The sequence below is a fragment of the bacterium SCSIO 12741 genome (genome assembly GCA_024398055.1).
Classification (GTDB): Bacteria; Bacteroidota; Bacteroidia; order Flavobacteriales_G; family Salibacteraceae; genus SCSIO-12741.
Genome location: CP073749.1, coordinates 4,824,791 through 4,846,159, shown reverse-complemented (window position 1 = coordinate 4,846,159; position 21,369 = coordinate 4,824,791). Strand labels below are relative to the sequence as shown.

Here is a 21,369-nt window from a genome sequence, read left to right as displayed (position 1 = left end):
TGTCCTAAGAGTGAAATCAAAAACAAAAAAGACCATGAGAAACTTTACCCTTATATCCCTTCTGCTACTTTTCCAATCTGCCGTTTTCGCAGCGAATGTTACGGTTAATGGAACTGTAAGTATCAGAGGAACACTCATGACATCCCAAGCGGTGTATCTCACCGACAGTGCGACAGGAACACAGGTGCTTGTGTTTACCAATTCTGCCGGACAATTCAGCGGAACTGTGAATACCGGTAGCCACACGGCCGGAAGAATAAACATACAATACCGAAACTGCAGTGGAATATCGTTGAAGGATACCCTGGGAAGATACAGTGTAGGAAACCATACGCTTGGACCCTTTCACCTTGAGCGCTGCCAAAATCCACCACCACCACCTTACAAAGTACATTACACGGGGCGTGTAAAAGATTTGCCTTCAGAGCTTTATGCGGTTCTTGTTAAAGGACCAGTAGCCGGAAGAATAGAATCTACCGATGCCAATGAACAATACAGTGGATATTTCTGGGCGAGCCAAAAAACAGGAACCTTCTACGCTTACCACATCGATTGCCATGGAGACACGATTTATTCACCAACCTATACCTACGTGTATCAGAAAGATACCTCCTTCGTGATCAAAGATTTTGAACACTGCGAAAATCCACCTTACGTATTGGCTGAAGGCTTGCTGACCGATCAGATGACGAGTGGAGTTCAAATGGATTTTTCAACCGACGGGTTTCAACAGGTCGTAAAAACTTCCTACACCAATAATCAGGGATTTGCCAGAGACACCTTTGCCATTACGCCGAGAAGCCGTGGCGTCCTTTCCCTTCGCTATGCTGATTGCCAGGGTAATATCATTCAAGATACCTTGCATTATGGGGGCTCCAAAGGCTACCGCATTCGGTTCAATACGCCTTATTGTCCGGATACCCTTCCCATCCGAATTTCAGGGAACATTCATACCCAGGGAGGGTTTGCTCAGGATGCTCATGTGGTCATTATGGAGTGGGACAGCGTTTCAAAAACCATTTTGGCAACCGATACACTCAAGCACATTCAAAAGCAATTTCAATACGATACCCAGGATACGACCAAAGTATTTCTGATTCAAGCCTTCTTGGATCCAGCTGACTCTGAATCTGGAAACTACTTTCCAACCTATGCGGACAGCAGTATTTATTGGAGCCAGGCTAAAGTTATTAAGTCGAATTCTTCCAGAAATATTCAACGGGACGTTTACCTGGTGCCGGTAGCCAGTGCTCAAGGTACCGGTGAGATTTTGGTAGAAGTGATGGACCATACCACCAATCCCAATTCTCCAGCGGCTGGTATACAAGTGTATATGTTAGGAGCTAATCAGCAACCTGAATCTTTTGGTATTTCCAACCCATCTGGCCAGCATACCTTCAATTCGGTGGTTCCGGGAGATCACTGGATCTACGCTGAAGTAAATGGGAAAGTAACCGTGCCCGTGAAGGTTTCACTCAGCCTACCTACTGATATGGCTAAGAAAGTAGAAATTCAAATAGGGGGCGATACCGTACAGGGTAGTGAAGGAGTGTTGGCAGTACTTGAGTATGCCGGCAACTCATCATTAAGAACTTATCCGATGCCCACAAGGGATCGGTTTTATGTAGAATTTCCGAACGAATCCAGAACAGGAAGTCTCGTTGTTCGAGATGTTTCTGGAAGGCTTTTGTACCAGAAGGATTTTGAAAATCAATCAGCTCTTGAAGTGGAAGTAGCTTCCTGGCAACCTGGTTGGTATTTCGGATCAGTGGAGACAGATCGTGGATTAGAGGAATTTAAACTTTTGGTGCAATAATGTACGGTTCCGGTAAGCAAAACCAGCAATTGATCACAGTTTTGATGAGGTACTTATGCGTAACCTTCTTGGTGCTGACATGGGCTTTTTCGGCCCAGGCTCTGACCTTTCAGATCAAAGGCTCGGTAAAGCTTGCCGGAACACTACAAGCCTACCATTCATTAACGATTTCCGCACCGGGTTTTTCGACCCAAATCCAAACCGATAGCAACGGTTACTACCAAACCCAGGTGGTTACTTCCAATTCAGGGAAAGTGTTTGCCCGAACCTTAGACTGCCTGGGGGCGGTATTGGAGGATTCAACCTCCTTTAATTCACTAACCACGGTGGCTGTTATTGATTTGGAGGGGTGCAAAAGCAAATGGTTGAAGGTGGCTGGTAAGGTTCGAAACAACCAGGGACTACCGATTTGGATATTTTTCAGCGCCGATCAATTCAACACTCATTTCGATTCGGTTCAATGTTCTACAAACGGTGATTATTATCACCTGCTTCATCCTCCGGTAGATGGACAGCTCGATATTCAATTTGAGAACTGTAAGGGATTGCTCGAGCATATTACCGCTCCGTTTCAGTTCAAAGATTCCATTTACCGGGATTTGAATTATTGCAATCAGATTCCTTCGTTTACAGTAAAGGGGATTGTCAATAACCGAGGGAGTTTTCCTGTGAATCATCCGGTTTGGATCGAGGCACCCGGAGTTAAGAGGCAGTTGACCACACAGTCAGGCGGATCTTATTCCAGCTTGTTGAATCCCAATAAAACCTCTGGGCCAGTATACGTTAAGACCCTGGATTGCTACGGAGATACCTTGCGAGATACGCTTTCCTATTCATTAGCAACCCACATACTGTCGTCCTATTTCCAGGGATGTCAGGATCAGAGTATTTGGGTAAATGGACAATTAGGTAGTCGTCAGCCTGATTCTGCCCGGATTTATTTTTCGGTGGACCGCTTTCATTCCGTCTTTGATTCGGTCACAGTGAGGCAAGCCTCCAACTACACCAAAAGATTGATTCCGGGCATTTCTTCCGGAAAACTCTACATCCGCCTTGAGAATTGTGTGGAAGAAGTTCTGGAAGATTCCCTGGCTTTTAACCTCTACGATATACTCAATCACCAAGTGGTTTACTGTCCTTATACTGGCCCCATATATGAAGGGCAGATACGGGGAAAAGGTCAGGATCTTTTGCCAGGAGAGGCTCAAATTCAAGTGTATGAACATCAAGGGCAGCGGTTGGTTTTGAAGGACACCCTTGAGGTACTCGAAGAAGGAAGATTTTATTTACCAGGTGAGGCCGGTGCCTATTATTTGTTAAAAGCCCTCCCCAAGGAATCAACCGGTCTTTTACCTGGTTATTATCGCAATTCTCATTTCTGGCAAGACACGGCAGCTAATGCCATAGGTCCTCATACCCAAAGTATCGCTTGGAATCTTGCCGAAGAAACACCCCTCTCAGGATCAGGAACTATTGACGGGGAAGTCAGTGAACATTTTGGAATAGAACAACCAGGCGCAAATCTGCCCATTATGTTGCGCCAAAACAATGGGAAGGTAGTAGCCTTTACCTATACTGACGCTCAAGGAGAATTTTCATTTAACGGGCTGGATCCAGGGCGTTATCAAGTTTACCTCGATTGGGCGGGGTTACCCACAGTTGCTCCAGAGGTTGAGGTGGTTGCTGGTGAACAATACAAAGTCCATTTAACAGCGAATAAACGGGGTATTCATTACGATCAATTTCTCGCTTCGGACGAGCATTCAGAGGAGATTGGAATCCACTGTTGGCCCAATCCTTTTCAAGATCAGCTCCAGGTGAAGACTTCGTTCCCGGTATTGGAAGAAGTTGAACTGACCAACCTACAAGGCAATCGCATTTTTTATGGTGACCAGCTTCCTGGAACCTTCTTATTGAATACAGCTGACTGGCCACCAGGCATATATCTGATTAAAATCAAATTAAACGAACAAGTATTGGTAAAAAAGCTACTCAAGAACTGATTATACTCTTTGAAATCGATTGATTCCAAATTATTAGAAGCCTGTAAAAAAGGAGAGCAGAAGGCTCAATTCACCCTCTACAAAAGGTGCTTTGACCCTTTGATCCGGATTTGTCATCGCTTTGCGAACAACCGGGATGATGCTGTTATGCTCTACAACGAAGCTTTTTACAAAATTCTTCAAGGGCTGGATAAATTGAATGATCCCAATCGGTTTGCCTCCTGGGCGAGGCACATCATGATGAATCACTGCATCAACGAGTACAAGAAAAAACAAACCCGCTCCAAATACGAAGCGTCGCTTCCGGCTCAGCTGGAAAACTTTGCCCTCTATGAAGAAGAGGAAGAACCCAAGGTCAGGGTTTCGATACCCGAACTGCGGGAACAGATCAAGGATTTGCCTGATCGTACGCAGGAGGTATTTCAACTATTTGTTCTGGATGAATGTAGCCACCAGGAAATCAGCGATGCACTGGACATCTCAGTCGGTACATCGAAGTGGCACGTCAACCAGGCGAGGAAACAGCTAAGAGAATGGTTAAAACGGACTGTAAAGTCGGCTAAAGCATGGATGCTATGAAAAAAGATAACCTCGACGAATTATCCCGTAAGGCATTTCCTGATGAGGCTTTTCCGTTCGAACCCCAATACTGGGAGCAATACCAGCGCGATTTTGGCCCAAAACGGAAAAAAAGAAGAGGCCTTGCCTGGTTGACCTGGGGACTTCCCGTGGCACTGATTGCAGGATTGGCCTTTTGGATGGGAACAGAATGGAATAAACCACTACAGTCTGTAGAAAACCACAAGAATATTGCAAGCAAAAAAGAAACAGCTATTGGTCAGTCACAAGCTGAAAAGCCGAATGTTGAAGGTGATGCAAGGGCAGGATCGTCATCGCCTTTGACTTCGGTTAACTCGATTCCTATCGTTCAGAAAGAGGAACCACAGCATAGCCAGGAGTCCATTATGACTCAAGAGTCCATCCTTGAACCATCCAATAGAGCTGAAAGTGCTCCGGAAAACCTGGTCGTAAATCCCGGTTCAGAGGATATGAATCCTGTGCCGGCTATTCAAAATGAGACGAATGAACCTTCTTTTTCGTCCCTGGAAATGAAGAGGGCGATTTTGAATTTTGAACCGGAGAATAAGCTTTTCACAAACCAGGATAAAGCCTTAAAATCAAAACCTCGATCGGCCATAGCGATTCGGGGAATGTTGGATTACCAAAGGGGTGTGAATGAAGGACAGCAGGTTGGAGCGAGTGGAGAAACCATTTCATTTGATGCCGAACAATGGATGGGCTTAGGAATCGATCTCATTTACCAACGCGGAAAATGGTTCGGTGCAACAGGAGTACGTTATGGAAACCTAAGTCAACAACTTAATCGCTCCCAAACCGCCCAGGAAGATTGGACACGAATAGATGTTTCTGAGCATGAAATGATGATTGTAGACAGCTCCTTTAGCCATTACAACATTGTGCGCCGGGTAGTGGGCAACAAACACTATTTCGAAAATCAGGGAAGTGTTTACGATTGGGATACTACCTGGCAAACGATTTATGATACCAGTTACACGGCGATGAGTCGGGAAGTGGAGAAGACGCAGCAAGAGCGGCAGCAACTATCTTACTTGAGTCTGCCTCTGCACGTGGGCATCGTTCAGCCTTTTGGTCGATTGGCGGTAGGGGTAGAATTAGGTTTGGATTTTCACATTCTGGTGGGACAGAAGGTTCGCTATATCCAAAGGACCGATGGTCTGAATTGGACCTCCATGAATGCCAATCCAGTATGGATGACAGCTCAATTGGGCATGGACTTTCAATATCGATTATCCGATCGCTTGGGTATATACGCTCAGCCTGGAGTTCACCTGCCTGTCAATTCCCCGTACAAAAATGTGGACCGAAGAGCAACGATGCTAGGGTTGCAAACCGGAATCAGGTTCGATTTATAAAGTATGTGCTACTTAGGCTTCAAGTGTGATACGGTATCCGGAATGGCTTCGCATATTGATGACGGAACCGTCTTCAAAAATCAAGTATTGCCCACGTATTCCGGTGAGTTTTTTCTCGATGTGCCCTACTTTGTCCAGCTTCATGCTCGTAACCTTTTTGGGGTATTCCATAACGGGGTACTGAATTTCCAGAGGTTCTTCTTCGTCCAGCACAAATTGACGCAAGGGTAGGGGAAGCAGCTTTTTTAGTCGTTCACGTTCAGCGACAAAGTCATCAGAACCTCGTTCGTCTGTGAGCATTTTTCGCCAATTCGTTTTATCCGAAACGTGTTGTTTCAATTCCACTTCAATCTGACCAGCTTTTTGGCGGTAGGGCGTTTCAGCAAAGCGGATCACTTTCCAGGCTCCTTGGTCAATCCATCGGGTAGGAATGGAGTTGTCTCGGGTAACACCCACTTTCATAGCACTGGTTAAAGCCAGGTAGACCGTGTGAGGGCGAACGTGTCGTTCTCGTTCCCATTCCAAGTCGCGAAGTCCAATACCTAAGTGAGATTTATCCAATTCCGGATTGATAATACTTTCTACGGCTTCCGGAGCACTTTTCCAGGCATCGTAACTCATTCCTTCACCGAAGGTTTTGTTAATTCTTTTGCCTGTTACCACACAATTGATAATGCCATCGAATCGTATGGAGATCGGCTGGCCAACGAAAGGGTTAAGGTCTACTTCTTCGCCTTGTTCCAAATTATCGAACAATGGCAATCGATACTGAACCGGCTTGTTGATTGCCGTTCGCATTTTCCGGATGTTTCCACTTGCTATCACGGCGGCAAATTAAAGATTATTCATCACATCCTCGACCTTTGGCCGACGGCGAAAATCGTGTTCGAAGTAATTCCAGATGACCTTTCTTTTTTGATCAACAATATAGGTAGCCGGAATGGGAACGATATCGTCTTTGCTTCCCGTATGCCGGTAGTTGTATCCGCTGTATTCCTTGTACTTATCAGGGAGGTTACGGGCACTCATCTTATAGGCCACCTGATAGGAGCTCATGACGTACCAATCGTTGTCCATGCAGATGGGGAACGTGAGTCCTTCCTCTTCCACCAGTTTTTTGACGTATGCTGCTTTTTCCCGGGTGATAACCACTACTTCCGCATTCTTTTGTTGGATCTCTTCATACCGCTCTTGAATGGCTTTCAAGTACTTTCGGTCATACTCGCTCCAGGAACCCTGATAGAAGATGATAATAAGGCGGTCTTTGGTTTCCAAAATCTCCTCCATATCGAGTCGATCTCCCGTGTAGGTTCGAATCACAAAAGGGGGAACCTTACTTCCAGGTGTAAACTTGTCTTTTTGAGCGTGAAGGTAGGAGCTGGCTAAGAAGCTGAGCGTCAGAATTAAAGCGATTTTGCGCATAATGTTGTTACTTTGTGAGTGTTTGGCAGTAGGCAACCAACCCACAGGCCTCGCAAACGTCTCAGTTTTAAGAATGGAAAGTAAAAAATGATCCGGAATGAAGCAAGAATTACGTACACGAAATAAGGTATTAGTAGGAATTTTGGCATTGGCTATGATGTTATCGTTGAATGGCTTAGCTCAGGACACAACGGTAGTGCAATGTTTTGAATTCAGTGATATCACCAAACGGAGAGATACCTATGTGTTTCCCGATGCCTCACAGGATTTTAGCAAGATATTGATGAAAATGACGCTGAAGTGTGATCCTCAAACCAAGCAGGATCAGTACGACTGCGGTGAGTGGGATTACGTAAACTATACCTACGTGTACAACCACGACGGAAGGTTGGATTCATTGCGAAGAACTCATCCTTTGTTTCGGGTTTCGGGCAGTTCTCCGGATTCTTTGGCTTACTCCAAAACTCCACTATACAACTATTGGGTAGAAGATCAGTATACCATCCGTCATACCTCAACCACCAGTTTGACTTCGGCAACCGTGGGCGGACAAATGGCCACCAACGACCAAATGCTTCCCGGATCAAAAGACAAAAGTCGGGTGCAGACCATCTACAAGGCAAGTGAACTCAGCTCAGGAGGTCTATCAGCAGGCAACATTACTGGAATTCAAATGGACCTGAGTGCTTTAGGTGGCGCCTTGCAGAACCTCGAGGTTCGATTAGGACACACGACCGATACGGCCTTTGGAAACGTAGAATTTGTGGCCACTTCCACCGTATACCGTAGTCATTCTCAGTTTAGCAGTACAGGAATGCAAGACATTCAGTTTACCACTCCTTTCAATTGGGACGGTACTTCGAATCTGGTTGTAGAACTTCGTTTTGACAATACTCAAACCAGTTCAGATTATACTTTAAAAGGTGACCAGCTACGATACACTCCGACCTTGGTTTCCTCTTCCAACAACGGTTATCTTGAGTTAAAAGGGAGACCCCAATACGTGAGCACCGATCAATCGGCTACCATTACTGGAAAAGCAGCCCGAACCATTGAAGCCTGGGCTCGTGCGGATCAATTTAACAATGCCGGGATCTTTCAAATGGGAGTCAATACTACAAATCAGGATTACTCCATTAGAACCACTTCAACAGATGATCAATGGAAAATCAATGTTTGGGGTAGTGGAGACTTTACGGTTACGCTAAACGGAAGTAAAGGAACCTGGCACCACTATGCTTTGGTGTATGATGGCAACACGGTGAAATTCTACTATGACGGCAACCTGGCCGGACAGAAAAGCGTGAATCTTAGCACCGGATTGCGTGAATTGCGCGTGGGTCGTTGGCAGGGAAGTTACTTCGTAGGTGGTATCGATGAATTTCGAGTTTGGGACAAAGCTTTGACTCCAGCCACCATGCAAGATTGGATGTACCGTGAAGTGGATGCCAGTCACCCAGATTACGCTGACCTAAAGGTGTATTACCCCTTCAACGAAACGTCAGGTGTTATTGCCAACGATATGGCTCAGGCTGGACAATACGATGGAGTGCTCAAAAATCTACCTTGGTGGAAAAGAGCCTATACCGGAGAACAAGATCTGAACCGGGTTATTTCTCAATTCCGTCCTAAAATGGTATTTGAGCAAGGCGTTTACCAATCCGTTAGAGACACTACCCAAGTAATGGACAGCGTAATGCATATCCCGGCTGAGTTGGTTTGGTACAATAATCCAGCGAACGAAGTACAGGTTCCTGAAAACAGTCCAATTCACCCTACATTGGCCACCGATACTCAATTTGTATGGGACGTAGGTGTGCCAGTGGAGGTAAGAAGACGAGAAAATGGAATGCTTGTCTCTTCTCAAAATCAAATGGCGGATACCATTGCCTACCAGGGAACCAAAGTGTGGTACAGCCCTGAAACCCGTATTGAAATTGCCCGCTACATTACTCCTTATGGTATTGGATTGACGTTGGGGCCTGATGGATTTACCTGGTGGTATGATGTTACCGATTACCGTCCTTATTTGACCGATTCGGTAGACCTTCAATCTGGTTCTCAGTCTGAGTTAATTGATCTTCAGTTTTTGATGATTAAAGGGAAACCTGCCCGTGAAGTGGTAAACATTACCAAGATTTGGGACCAAACGACGAACTACCTCTACCGGGATATTGACGATGATAAGGTAATGCCCAAAAAGACACTTCACTTGCACAAAGACGCGAAGTATTTCAAAGTAAAAACCCGAATTACCGGTCATGGTCACAACAGTGATGACGGAAGTTATCCGCACTGCTGTGAGTGGAAGGACAACGAGCATAGTCTTTATGTAAATGGAACTTTGGCCCGCAACTGGCACATTTGGCAAACACACGATTGCGCTCTCAACCCTGTAATTGCTCAAGGTGGTACCTGGGTAGGTGCTCGTGAAGGTTGGTGTCCTGGTGATGTGGTCAAAGAAAAGGAAATCGAAATTGGAGAAATGTTCACTGGTGATTCCGTGGAATTGGATTTCTCCATGACCCCAGTTCCGGCGAATAATCAAGGAATGGGTAACGGTAGATACCTTACTTCCATGCACCTCTTACAATACGGAGCTGCGAATTACACGGTAGACGCAGAAATCTACAATGTGATCAATCCAACGAACAAAGCTTACTACTCCAAAATGGGCGTGATTTGTGAAAATCCAAAAGTGATTCTTCGCAATTCTGGGTCTGAAACACTTACCGAAGTAACCCTGAAATACCGCGTTACCGGTGGAGAAATCATGACCTACAGCTGGCAAGGAAATCTTCCTTTTATGCAAAGCACAGAAGTGGAGCTTCCTTTGTCGGACATTGGATTCTACACCGGTGATGGTCAACCTTATTTTGAAGTAAGAGTGTGTAACCCGAATAACAAGGACGACGAGAATCCGGATAACGATACCTACAACACGGCTTACAATCTGCCTGATATGTACCCATCCAAAATTGTGGTGACTTACCGGACCAACAATGAGCCTACAGACAACATTTTGGTTATCAAAGACGCCAATGGCAACGAAGTATTGCGCAAAGAGAATCTGAATCCAAATACACAGTACAACGATACGCTGGCTCTTCCTGAAGGATGCTACGTGATGGACATGCTCGATGTGGCAGATGATGGTTTGTATTACTACTTCAACAATGCCCAGGGAAGCGGATTGCTGCGGTTCATGATTCTGGATGACAACAACAACATCATCGGAATTAAAAACTTCACCAATGATTTCGGCCGACGCATTTTGTATCCATTCTCCATTTCCAAAGAGATTGGCGACTTCCCTCGCATGAATGCAACGGGTAAAGATTGGATTTGCCTGGCAACCGGTGTGGATGAAGGTAAAACTACCTACGATCAATTGCGCGTATATCCTAACCCTTCTCAAGGAAACATCAATCTGGAGTTGGTTGGATTACAGGGCAGCTACCGGGTTCAAATCTGGAATGCCTTAGGTCAACCTGTGCAGCAGGAGATTATTCAGGCTGATAATTACTTTAATCAGGAAATATCTCTGAACGGGGTTCAAGACGGCATGTACATCATTCAGGTAGCTAACGACGAGGAGAGTTTCACCGGTAGATTTATGATTAAAAATGCCCGATAAACGATCGCTGGCCAAGGCAAACCGCATGTTGTGGTTATTTGGGTGGGCAAAGATCCGCCTGATTGCTATTTGTAGGCCAAAGATTGTATACCTCGATGACGACCGGATTACGATCCGGATTCGAAAGAATTTCTGGACCACCAACCACCTGGGTAGTATGTACCTGGGTGCCTTGGCCATCGGCGCCGATCTGGCTTCGGGTTTTCAGGCCTTTCAGATAGCCAGAGGTTCAGGATTGCGGGTTTCCCTGGCGTTTAAAAAAATGACTGCCGATTTTATTCAGCGCCCTGAGTCGGATGTTTATTTTCAGGCCCGGGGTGGAGAAGAGGCTCGTCAAATGCTGGAGGAGTGTCAGCGGACAGGAGAACGGGTAACACGACCCATCCCAGTTGAGGCGCAGATCAAGAATGGAAACGAAATGGTAACTGTGGCCAAGTTTGAAATGGAATTATCGCTGAAAGTCAAGTAGCCCAAGCCCTCGTAAAGCATCTTTCTGTATCGAAAAGTAGTATACTTGCAAGTCTCTGATGAAGGCATCCAAAAAAGTACTGATCCTAACCTATTACTGGCCTCCCAGCGGAGGATCCGGCGTTCAGAGGTGGATGTATTTTTGCCGCTACTTGGCCGAGTTTGGATTTGAACCCATCGTGGTTACCGTTAAGGAAGAAAGTGCCTCGTACAAACATGTTGACCCTGCATTTTTAGAGCGAGTCAAGCATGTAGAAACGCACCGGACTTCTACCCTCGAACCCCTGAAAATGTATTCGCTTTTGGTTTCCGGAAGTGCGAACAAGGGAATTCCCCAAGGTCACGTAGGAACCGACAAAAAGGGCTTTTTTCATAAGCTATCCACCTTCGTTCGAGGCAACTTCTTTGTACCCGATGCTCGAATGGGATGGAATCGATATGCCTTGCCCGAAGCTCGAAAATTGATCCGGGAACATAACATCGACTTACTCATTACCACTGGCCCTCCTCATTCTACCCACCTGATGGGATTGAAACTGAAAAAAGAGTTCCCCATTAAATGGTTAGCCGATTTGCGCGATCCCTGGACCGATTTGTATTACGTGAAGGATTTAATGCGCATGGATTGGGCCAATGAAAAAGACGCCCGCTTGGAGCGTGATGTGTTACTCGGTGCCGATCAAGTACTTACCGTTGGGGTTAAACTCAAAGAACTTTTGGGGCAAAAGATTCCAGGAAAAGAGGACAAGATTCACTACATCTACAACGGGTTTGATTCCTTCCTAATGGATGAATTAAAGGCTGAAGAACACGATCACTTCCAGCTTTCCTACACCGGATTGATGAGTAGCAACCAACCTTACACCTTTATGATTGAGGCTTTGAAAAAGGCATTCTCCGAAGTTGAGAAGGGTAAGGTGAAAATGGTGTTTGCCGGAAATATTGAGGAGGCCATTTTGGAAGCCTTTACCCGGGAGCTACCCTTTATGGAAATGGACTTTCGAGGTTACGTTTCTCACGCTGAAGCTTTGGTTCAGATGAAAAGTTCTCAGCTCCTGCTCAATGTGCTTCCCGAAATGAAGGACAGCGAAATCCTTATATCCGGAAAACTGATGGAATACATGGCGAGTGGAAATCCTGTACTCTGTATTGGCAATCCCGTTGGCGAAGCGGCTATCATGCTGCGAGAAGTAGATAATGCCCGTCTGTATGCTAAAGACAAGGTAGAGGAGATGGCAAGCTTTATCCGCCAGGTTTACGATCGCTGGAGTGCGGGTAATCCTATGATCAATAACACAGATACGGATTACATCAAAAGCAAAAGTCGCTACGAAACCAGCCGCCAATTAGCCGATTTTCTGAGAGACATGGGCGCTCAGTAGTACCTATCCTTTAATTTTTTGTTCGTACGTTTCCAAAGCAGCCGCTATGGTCTGGTGCATGTCGTAGTACTTGTAGTCTCCTAATCGCCCGCTAATCAAAACCTTGTTTAGTTTATTGACTTCTTCTCGGTATTGAAGAATGAGTTTTTGATTTCGCTCATCGTTGATCGGATAATAGGGAGCACTTCCATCATCCATCAAAGAGTATTCCCGAATAATCAGGCTTTCTTCATTTTGATAGACTGGACGCTCTGTATGTAGGTGCTTCGGTTCGTGAATGCGGGTATAAGGCACTGATTCTTCCGCGTAGTTCATAACCGATGTACCCTGGTAATCCTGAACCTTCACCACTTCAGATTCAAACCTGAGGCTTCTCCAATCCAATTTTCCATAGCGGTAGTCAAAGAAGCGGTCAATCGGGCCACTGTAAATGATCAACGTATGCTCTCCGATTTGATCACGGATATCAAAAAAATCAGTGTTAAGCTGTAGGTCAATGTTGGGATGGTTGAGCATTTTTTCAAAAATGGCCGTGTAACCATCGGTTGGAATACCCTGCCAGGTAGAGTGGAAGTAGCTTTCGTCGTAATTGCGTCGAAAGGGCAATCGCTTTAGGATGGAAGCCGGTAAATCTTTGGGGTGTTTTTGCCATTGCTTAAGCGTGTAGCCTTTAATAAAAGCCTCATACAAGGGGCGGCCAATCATGCTCAATGCCATTTCTTCAAAATTGGTTGGATTGTCAATCGGTTCCTTGGCAATTTCCTGGGCCAGAAAATCATCTACCTCAAAGGGTTTTAGGTTAACATTATAGAAGGAGTTGATCGTTTCCAAATTGATAGGCATCTGGTATACCCGATCCTGAAAAGTGGTTAATACCTGGTGGCGGTAGCTATTGAATCCGGTAAAACCCTGGATGTAGTTCCATACTTTTTCATTGTCCGTATGGAAAATGTGGGTGCCATATTCGTGTACTTCTATTCCCGTTTGCTCATCGATTTTGCTGTAGCAATTACCTCCAATATGAGGTCTCTTGTCAATCACCGTCACCGGTCGATTCAAGTCATTTGCAATGCGCTCAGCAATGACGGACCCAAAAAAGCCCGCTCCAACAACGAGGTAGTCTACCTTATCCCATTCCATAGCTACAAAAAAAGCGTTTAAGAGGGAATCAAACTCAAAATCTGGTAAATTCTTGCTGGGTATGGATAAGTTGTAAATAAATAGAGTGGTTTTCGGAAGGGAAAAAGGTGCTTTTCATTCTACTTTCGTTGTACCATGACAAGGGAGGAAAAGGAGCAACTGCTACGTGTATTTGGAGTACACAAAAAGTTTGAAGGAGATCGTGTCCGGTGGGCCTTAAAAGGAATATCGTTTGATGTTTTTAAAGGTCAACACCTCTTTATCATTGGCGAGACGGGAAGTGGAAAAAGTACCTTGCTCAAATGCATCTATGGTCTTTTGGCTCCGGACAAGGGGCGAGTACGAATGAAGGGACAGCGAGTGAGAGGTCCTGGCGAAATTCTTATTCCGGGTCATCACCACATGCGATTGGTTAGCCAGGGAATGGATTACAACGCTTATCAACCCGTTCGGCTGAATTTGGAAAGTGTGTTGTCTCCTGGGTACACGGTTCGCGAACGCGATCAAAAAGTAAAGGAAATGCTGGCCCTGGTTCAATTGGAAAAGGAAAGCAACAAGATGCCTGTACACCTTTCCGGAGGACAACAACAGCGACTTTCTCTGGCTCGCTCCTTAATCGAATTGCCAGAATTGTTGCTCATGGATGAGCCCTTTGCTCACTTAGATCCCCAAACAAAGAACCGAATTTACCACTACCTCAATGAGCAAACGCGGCTTCACCAAACGACCATTGTCACGGTGACTCATGACTACCATGAAACGCTTAAAAACGCTGATGAGGTGGTTGTTTTGCGAAAAGGTAAACTGATTCAACAAGGTTCACCTCAAGTGCTTTACAACGAGCCGGTAGATGAATATACGGCTGGATTGTTGGGCGAATTCAATAGCTGGGAAAAGAGAGGGACTACTCAATATATACGGCCCGAACATTTCGTTCCCGATGAGCAAGGCCCATGGTCAGGCAAGGTTACCGGAATACGTTACAGCGGATTCTACCGAGAACTTTTTGTTGATTATAAGGGGCAAAAGCTGACTTTCTTTCTTCCGCTCGGCGATGAGAAGGAATACTCCGGTACCATCCGATTTACGATTAAAAACAAATCTTAAGCTAAATAACCATGGATGTAAAAATTGAAGACGGCTGGAAAAGCGTTTTAGCGGAAGAGTTTCAAAAGGACTACTTCGGTCAACTTACTGATTTTGTAAAAGGAGAATACCAAAGCGGAACTGTATATCCCCCGGGAAAATTGATTTTTTCCGCTTTTGATCATTGTCCCTGGGATCAACTTAGGGTGGTGATAATTGGTCAGGATCCCTATCATGGCCCTGGTCAGGCCAATGGTTTGTGTTTTTCGGTGGCCGATGGCATTCCCTTTCCACCGTCTCTGAACAATATTTTTCGAGAAGTTCAGGACGATTTGCAATTGCCTGTTCCACAGTCGGGAAATTTAGAACGATGGGCCGATCAGGGAGTGTTGTTGCTTAATGCTTCGCTCACCGTGCGTCAGGGACAAGCGGGAAGTCATCAAGGCAAGGGCTGGGAGAAATTTACCGATGCCGTCATTCAAAAGGTCAATGAGAATAAGGAGCAGGTCGTGTTTATGCTCTGGGGAGGATTTGCCAAGAAAAAAGGATCACACATAGATCGGGGTCGTCATTGCGTTCTCGAATCGGGTCACCCTTCACCATTGAGTGCTAATAAGGGATACTGGTTTGGAAACAAGCATTTTAGTCGATGTAATGATTACCTGAAATCTATTGATCGAGAGCCGATCAATTGGTAGAGATAATGGACGCATCTGATCCCATCCAATGAATCAGGGTGAGTAGGGTCAATATCACCATGGGGATGACGAGAAATCGAAAGGCCTCCCGGTTCAAGGCAAGAATCGAAAGTGCTGCAACCATAATTCCACCTAAAACCCAAATAACCATTTGCTGAATGGCTGGAAAGAGTAGGGCGAATGCACCGGTAAATTCCAGGAAACCAATTACGTAAATCAGTGGAATAGGTAGATTCCAGCGTTTAAAATTGTCTGGCCAATGAGCCGGAGCTGGAGTGAATTTGGTCAATCCGGCTAAACTAAAAACGTAACAAACCGCCCATAGGCATAGCAAATAGGGCCAATTGTCAGATCGGAAATCGTACATGTTAATCATGCTGTATTTAGGCTGCTCGAGAGCACTGTTGTCTTTTTTAGGACAAGAGAAAGTAAAAGAAGGTTTAGCCTTCAATCACCTTTTTCCAAAGAAAATGCCTGGATACTGGTAAAAGTGTTTGAGTAAGAGGTAGATCCTGCTTATGTTGAAAGAACCAGGTAGCAGGATTGGGTAAGTTTTTAAACTGCTTGATCAGGTCCAATTTAATTTGCCTCAGCGATTTGCTGAGGGATCTGACTTCACTGCGTAGAAACCAGGTTTGAAGGTTGTGGAAAGGTTCGCCTTTCAATTCTACGGGCCTTACCCGATACCGGTAAATATGCACATCCGAGTGGTTTCCGGGTTGAAGCAAAAGATAGCCTTCCCGCAGATACAAGGGCTGAAGTCCAATCGGTTCCATTTGCAGGTCGTTTTTCACCTCCGCCAGGCGTTCATTACCGTTGTCCAGAGCGTGTTGAAGCTTTGGCAGGGCATACTCCGTTATTTGGTTAAACTCCTTTAAGGTTGTTGTTTCCTGTTCTGAAATGTGAAAGTTCAATTCTTGTTTTTGAAGATCAATACCTGTCAAGTCTGCACTAAATCCTTGTTGAATCAATTTTTGCGCTTCTATCAAATTCTGAAGCTGACCATGATGTTGCTTTAAATCTTCAAGAGGTGGATAGAGTTGATTTCCGTCAAAGGCCTTTTCTACCTGCTGCAAATAGGCGAGCAGTTGGTATTGTTTATACTCAAAATCTACCCACTTCGAGGTCAACCAATCTGCCGGTAAACGTTTCATTCTTCTAAAAATAACGTTATTCCGTGGATTTAGTACTTCAGGAAATCAAGTGGGAACTCACAACCGATTAGTGGTTCATTTTTTTCAAGATGTCACGACTGCGCACTTTTTCGCCAGCCGATCCCGTTTCATAAAGCGCTTCCAGAATCAACCGTAGCTCGCCATTAATTTCTGGCTCCTGCAGTCCAATTCGGTAAAGCAATTCCAATGACCAAACCTTGACCGCCGGAGGTGTAATGGCATTTTCTACAAGGTCGAAACAAGCTTGCAGTAAGTAACCTAAATTCTCTTTAGGCAAAGGACAACGAGCTAAAATTTTAAGCAAGTTTCTTTGGGTACCCGTATGCGGGAAATCGAGAACATGGCGAGCCATAAACTCAATGTGAGGTTCCACCAGACTCGTATCACGGAGGTATACAAATTCAGCCACATAGGAGGCCCGCATTGAAAGCGTTGGAGAAGCATTTAAAAACAGATCCACCAAGGCGGAAAACAGCTCAGGCTTCTGTGCAATGAGCTCAGCAATTTTTTGGGCTTGCCTTTTGGAGTTTTCTTGCTCAATCAGATTGACCAATTGAGTCCTGTAGGTTTGTTGTTCCGTCGTCATGGAGTAAATCAGGGAGGAGGCATTCCTGGGTTAGAGGTACAGGGTATGGGGCCTTGGTAGTTGCAACGTCCATATACCCGAAACGAGAGGGTAGTATCCTTTACGGCCACTTCCTTTTGAAAATCGCATTCGGCCATTTTTTTGGCCAGGCATTCTTCATCAAATTCCCAACCTGCTTTTTTCCAGTCCTCGAGGTATTTTTTTTCCTTTTTATAGGGGAGGAAAAAGCAGTATTTACCGGCCTTGTAGGGCAAAACCAAATTTCCGCTACTATCCGTTTGAAACTTCTGAGGATCGTTTTCGTTAACCGTGAGGTAAATGACTTGATTGGCCCAAGCCGAACCCTTGGACCGCTCGTTTTCCATTTCTTCAGTCGGTCGGGCACCGCCACAATAAGGAGAAATGTGTTGAAAGTGAAAGGTGAGTCCGCCTTTTTTTGCTTTAGGAGTGGTGGTTTTTGTGGATTGACAGGAGATCAGAATCAGGACCCATAATAGAGAAAACAATGTGCTTGCCGTTATCTTCATGTACGAATGTTGAGAGCCGTTTAACCGTATCATTCAATATTTTTCGTTGATGCAATTGGAGTCGCCTAAAGGTACGGATAGCTTTAAGCTCGTTGTTTTTGATCCTTTGCAAAAACTTGACCAGAAATCGGTGAAGGATGCCTTTTCAACAGGCCCTTACCAGATTCTCTTTCTGGCCGAAAAAGATACGTTTTTAGACGAGTTAATCCATGCACAGGCGGTAATAATTACTACCCCTCGTGTAGGGCAATCTCAGGCTTTAATTAGTCGCGTAAAAAACATTGTTTCTCAGGTAGCTATCATTCTGGTAGCCGATGAGGCTCCGACCCGTGAAGTAGTGACAGCAGTGCAAAGTGGTGTTCAACAGGTGCTCGATGCTGAGGATATGAATCAGATTCCAGACCTCTTGCATCAAGAAATTCAGCACATGCGTGTGAAGCGGGTACTCAATCCCATTCGCCCTTCTGAACCCCTTGAACCGAGGGATAAGACCACGGGAGAGATTTTCTTTGAATTGGGATTGGTGCCCGATAGCGAAGGCCAGTGGTCGGTGAGCTATGCCAGCGATGAATTGGCAGAATTGACTGGTTTTAGGCCAAATCAATTAGCTGCTTTGAAACGGGAATGGGAATCGCTCATTCACCCAGATGATATTCAGCAAATGAAGCGAGCCACCCGGCTTGCACTAAGCGATGGACAAAGTCACCATCGGCGATATCGCTTTCGAATTAAAGATTCGGACGACTACATCTGGTTGGAAGACCGGCTCACTCCGATTAAGGATCAAATGGATCGCGTTATTCGTATGCATGGTGTAGCCAAGGAACTGAACACCCCGGATATGACGGAAAGGGACCGTCTTTTAAGGGTAAAAGCGGGTGAAGCTGCCGAAAAGTTGGCTCGCTTTGGGGTTTGGATGTACGATGTGGAGCATGACAAATTTGAGATTTCGGAAGAGATTTACCGCATCTACGGTAAGTCACCCATGGATCCCATTACGGATTATCGCCAGCTTTTTGCCATGACCATGGAGGAAGATATTGCGGTGATTAATCGCAAAATACGTCAGGCACAGGAGGAAAGCAGAGACATATCTTTTGAGCACCGTATAGAACTTCCTGATGGGGAAGTAAAACACCTGGTTTCCTTCGTTAAGTTTCAGCGCCGGAAAAATGGTACGGTTCGCTATGTGATCGGATCCACGCAAGATATTAGCGTTCAAAAGAATTTTGAGCGAGAGGTGATGGTCAATCGCCAAAAGAGTCACGACATGGTGGAAACGGCTCCTGGAGTGGTTTACATTATCGACTATAGATCTAAAAAACTCATAGAAGGTGCCGATCGTTTTGCTCGTCTCTATGGTTACCGAAAATCTGAGATAGCCGCCCTGGATCAGGGAATTTATGAACTGGTTCATCCGGATGATATGCCCAAAATGGAGGAGCAAGAAAAAAGGCTCGAAAGCTCTGATCAAGGGGTTATTGTTCCACTCGAGTTCAGGCTTCTTCACAAAGAAGGTCACTATCGATGGTCGGCAGTTTACAGTAAGGTTTTTGCCCGTGATCATGACGGAAAGCCCATTATGGGCATTGGATCGGTGATCGATATTACCGAGCGAAAGGAAAGTGAAATCAGGTTTCAAACGCTGGCCAATAATGCTGCCGCTGGAATATTCATAACCACCGACAACAAAATCGTGTATGCTAATCCGGCCATGGCCGATCTTACAGGATTTACTCAAGAAGAGTTGATCGGGCGATCTTGTGCTGATTTAAGCCCTTCTGGAGAGGGGGCAAATTCGCTTACTTGTCCTAACAAGGTCCTTTTGAGCGGTGAAAAAGATCAGGAACAATTTGAGTATGCTCTATTGCGGAAAAACGGAGATACCCTGGACGTGGAAATGACGGCTTCCCGGATTGAATCGCTGGGAAAGAAATCGGTGTTGTTCATTGCAGTGAACATAACCCAAAAGAAACGGCAGTTTCAGCACATCGAAGAAAGTGAGATTAAGCTCCGCGGCATATACCACAACGCTTACAATTTTATCATGCTGCTGGACGGAAATGGAAGTGTGGTAGAAGTAAATGAGCGTACGCGTGAATACCTCGGAGAAGATGTGGATAAACTTATTGGAAATCCCATTAGCGATAGCCCCATTTGGAAGTTAGACCGATCCGAAAAAGATCATTTAACCTGGGAACTTACCGGAGTGCTCGAAGGCCATTTTCTGAGAAAAGAATTGGTGCTCAAAGGAATTGATGGAGATGCGGTACTGGATGTGACCTTCAGTCCGATCAAAGATGCCAATGACCAAATTGCCTACATCATTTTAGAGGGTAGAAACATTACCCATGTTAAGCAGGTAGAACAAACCTATCAGGAGATTTTCAACCACAGTATTGATCTGATTTATATTCAGAACGAGAAAGGCGAATTTTTAGATGTTAACGATGCCGTAGTCGAGAAGTACGGTATGGAGCGATCCGAAATCGTTGGACGGACTCCGGAAATATTCGCTGCCCCAGGTATGAACGACATTAATGCGGTGCGTGAGGCTCTGAGCAGGGCGTGGGAAGGGGAAAAAGTTCAATTTGATTGGTGGAGCAAAAAGGCGAATGGAGACGTATTTCCCAAGGAGGTACTCTTGCACAAGGGTAGGTACAAGGGACGCGATGTAATAATCGCAAGCGGACGGGACATCAGTGCCCGGAAAAAGGTGGAACTTGAGAAGAGTGAACTTATCGATCAACTAACCCGACAGAATCGGGATTTGGAACAATTTTCCTACATCATTTCCCACAACCTGCGGGGCCCCGTAGCTTCTATCCTTGGTCTAACGGAAATATTGGATCGAAACAGCTGCGGCCAGGAAAATGCGGAAATCATGGACCTGATCTGCGAATCGACCAATAACCTGGATAAGATTATCAAGGATTTGAACAAAACCATTAGCATTCGAAATCGCTCCAGAGACATGAAAGAAGAAATTGATGTGTCTGAGGTGGTGGAAAGTGTGAAAACCGGATTGAAAAAAGCCTTGGATGAAAGTGGCGCTCGAATCTTCCTCCGTAAGCAGGGAATTGATAGCATCTATTCCATTAAAAGCTATATTCAAAACATCCTGCACAACCTGGTGAGCAATTCCATCAAGTATCGCCATCCCCTTCGTGAACCTGAAATACACATCACCTTGAGCAGTTCCTCCAAAGGAGTAGTGATAAGTGTAAAAGACAATGGACTGGGTATCGACGTGGAGAAACACCAGCAACGCATTTTTAGGCTGTATGAGCGCTTCAATGACGAACTTGGAGTAACCGGCCGCGGATTAGGGTTGTATCTCGTAAAATCTCAGGTAGATGCCCTGGGTGGAACCATCAATGTGGTGAGTCGGGTAGGAGCAGGCGCCGATTTTGTGATTGACCTCCCTTATTAGTCCCTCTTTTCTTCCTTTAGGTATAATGGGCAAAGTCCTTA

17 protein-coding genes are annotated in these 21,369 nt (G+C 45.3%); 10 read left to right on the top strand and 7 right to left on the bottom strand.

Going from position 1 to position 21,369, the window contains the following annotated elements; translation table 11 throughout:
* The first annotated feature begins 34 nt into the window (after positions 1-34).
* The 4 genes from KFE98_20585 to KFE98_20570 are packed head-to-tail and all read left to right on the top strand — an operon-like array spanning position 35 to position 5,774.
* A complete protein-coding gene (locus tag KFE98_20585; GenBank protein UTW62369.1) occupies positions 35-1,816 on the top strand; it encodes a T9SS type A sorting domain-containing protein in 1,782 nt (593 codons plus the stop codon).
* 44 nt (positions 1,817-1,860) lie between these two features.
* Positions 1,861-3,819: a carboxypeptidase regulatory-like domain-containing protein gene (locus tag KFE98_20580; protein ID UTW62368.1), complete on the top strand. Its 1,959-nt coding sequence runs from the start codon at positions 1,861-1,863 to the stop codon at positions 3,817-3,819.
* A gap of 9 nt (positions 3,820-3,828) precedes the next feature.
* Positions 3,829-4,398, top strand: a complete 570-nt coding sequence (locus KFE98_20575) for a sigma-70 family RNA polymerase sigma factor (protein UTW62367.1) — start codon at positions 3,829-3,831, stop codon at positions 4,396-4,398.
* Positions 4,395-5,774 carry a hypothetical protein gene (locus KFE98_20570; protein ID UTW62366.1) on the top strand — a complete coding sequence of 460 codons (1,380 nt, stop codon included), beginning with the start codon at positions 4,395-4,397 and terminating at the stop codon, positions 5,772-5,774. The genes KFE98_20575 and KFE98_20570 overlap by 4 nt, the downstream gene beginning before the upstream one ends.
* A 12-nt stretch (positions 5,775-5,786) precedes the next feature.
* On the opposite strand, the gene KFE98_20565 is transcribed toward KFE98_20570, so the two are convergent.
* Positions 5,787-6,572, bottom strand: coding sequence for a DUF2797 domain-containing protein (locus KFE98_20565; protein UTW62365.1), 786 nt, complete (start codon positions 6,570-6,572; stop codon positions 5,787-5,789).
* A gap of 36 nt (positions 6,573-6,608) precedes the next feature.
* Positions 6,609-7,196, bottom strand: a complete 588-nt coding sequence (locus tag KFE98_20560; protein UTW62364.1) for a redoxin domain-containing protein — start codon at positions 7,194-7,196, stop codon at positions 6,609-6,611.
* Between the two features lie 97 nt (positions 7,197-7,293).
* Between KFE98_20560 and KFE98_20555 the strand changes: the two genes are divergently transcribed.
* From KFE98_20555 to KFE98_20545, 3 genes are read left to right on the top strand one after another with little or no spacing between them, the layout of a single operon-like run.
* Positions 7,294-10,833: a T9SS type A sorting domain-containing protein gene (locus KFE98_20555; protein UTW62363.1), complete on the top strand. Its 3,540-nt coding sequence runs from the start codon at positions 7,294-7,296 to the stop codon at positions 10,831-10,833.
* On the top strand, positions 10,823-11,302 hold the full coding sequence (locus KFE98_20550; GenBank protein ID UTW62362.1) for a DUF4442 domain-containing protein: 480 nt from the start codon (positions 10,823-10,825) through the stop codon (positions 11,300-11,302). The genes KFE98_20555 and KFE98_20550 overlap by 11 nt, the downstream gene beginning before the upstream one ends.
* A gap of 58 nt (positions 11,303-11,360) precedes the next feature.
* Positions 11,361-12,683, top strand: coding sequence for a glycosyltransferase (locus tag KFE98_20545; protein ID UTW62361.1), 1,323 nt, complete (start codon positions 11,361-11,363; stop codon positions 12,681-12,683).
* A 3-nt stretch (positions 12,684-12,686) separates the two neighbouring features.
* Here KFE98_20545 and glf read toward each other — a convergent pair whose 3' ends face one another.
* On the bottom strand, positions 12,687-13,823 hold the full coding sequence (gene glf / locus KFE98_20540) for a UDP-galactopyranose mutase (GenBank protein ID UTW62360.1): 1,137 nt from the start codon (positions 13,821-13,823) through the stop codon (positions 12,687-12,689).
* Between the two features lie 135 nt (positions 13,824-13,958).
* Here glf and KFE98_20535 point away from each other — a divergent pair, with 135 nt between their 5' ends.
* Together KFE98_20535 and KFE98_20530 are read left to right on the top strand one after the other, a co-directional pair.
* Positions 13,959-14,930: an ABC transporter ATP-binding protein gene (locus KFE98_20535; GenBank protein ID UTW62359.1), complete on the top strand. Its 972-nt coding sequence runs from the start codon at positions 13,959-13,961 to the stop codon at positions 14,928-14,930.
* An 11-nt stretch (positions 14,931-14,941) separates the two neighbouring features.
* Complete coding sequence (locus KFE98_20530) at positions 14,942-15,607, top strand: uracil-DNA glycosylase (protein ID UTW62358.1); 666 nt, start codon at positions 14,942-14,944, stop codon at positions 15,605-15,607.
* On the opposite strand, the gene KFE98_20525 is transcribed toward KFE98_20530, so the two are convergent.
* The 4 genes from KFE98_20525 to KFE98_20510 form a co-directional block, all read right to left on the bottom strand.
* Positions 15,597-15,974, bottom strand: a complete 378-nt coding sequence (locus KFE98_20525) for a DoxX family protein (GenBank protein UTW62357.1) — start codon at positions 15,972-15,974, stop codon at positions 15,597-15,599. The two genes, KFE98_20530 and KFE98_20525, sit on opposite strands and share 11 nt — an antisense overlap.
* Positions 15,975-16,047: 73 nt before the next feature.
* Positions 16,048-16,761, bottom strand: coding sequence for a hypothetical protein (locus tag KFE98_20520; protein ID UTW62356.1), 714 nt, complete (start codon positions 16,759-16,761; stop codon positions 16,048-16,050).
* A 67-nt stretch (positions 16,762-16,828) separates the two neighbouring features.
* A complete protein-coding gene (locus tag KFE98_20515) occupies positions 16,829-17,368 on the bottom strand; it encodes a hypothetical protein (protein ID UTW62355.1) in 540 nt (179 codons plus the stop codon).
* Between the two features lie 8 nt (positions 17,369-17,376).
* The gene (locus KFE98_20510) at positions 17,377-17,895 is read right to left on the bottom strand and encodes a hypothetical protein (GenBank protein UTW62354.1); all 519 of its coding nucleotides are present in this window, start codon (positions 17,893-17,895) and stop codon (positions 17,377-17,379) included.
* Positions 17,896-17,944: 49 nt separating this feature from the next.
* Between KFE98_20510 and KFE98_20505 the strand changes: the two genes are divergently transcribed.
* Positions 17,945-21,328, top strand: a complete 3,384-nt coding sequence (locus KFE98_20505; GenBank protein UTW62353.1) for a PAS domain S-box protein — start codon at positions 17,945-17,947, stop codon at positions 21,326-21,328.
* Positions 21,329-21,369 lie beyond the last annotated feature (41 nt).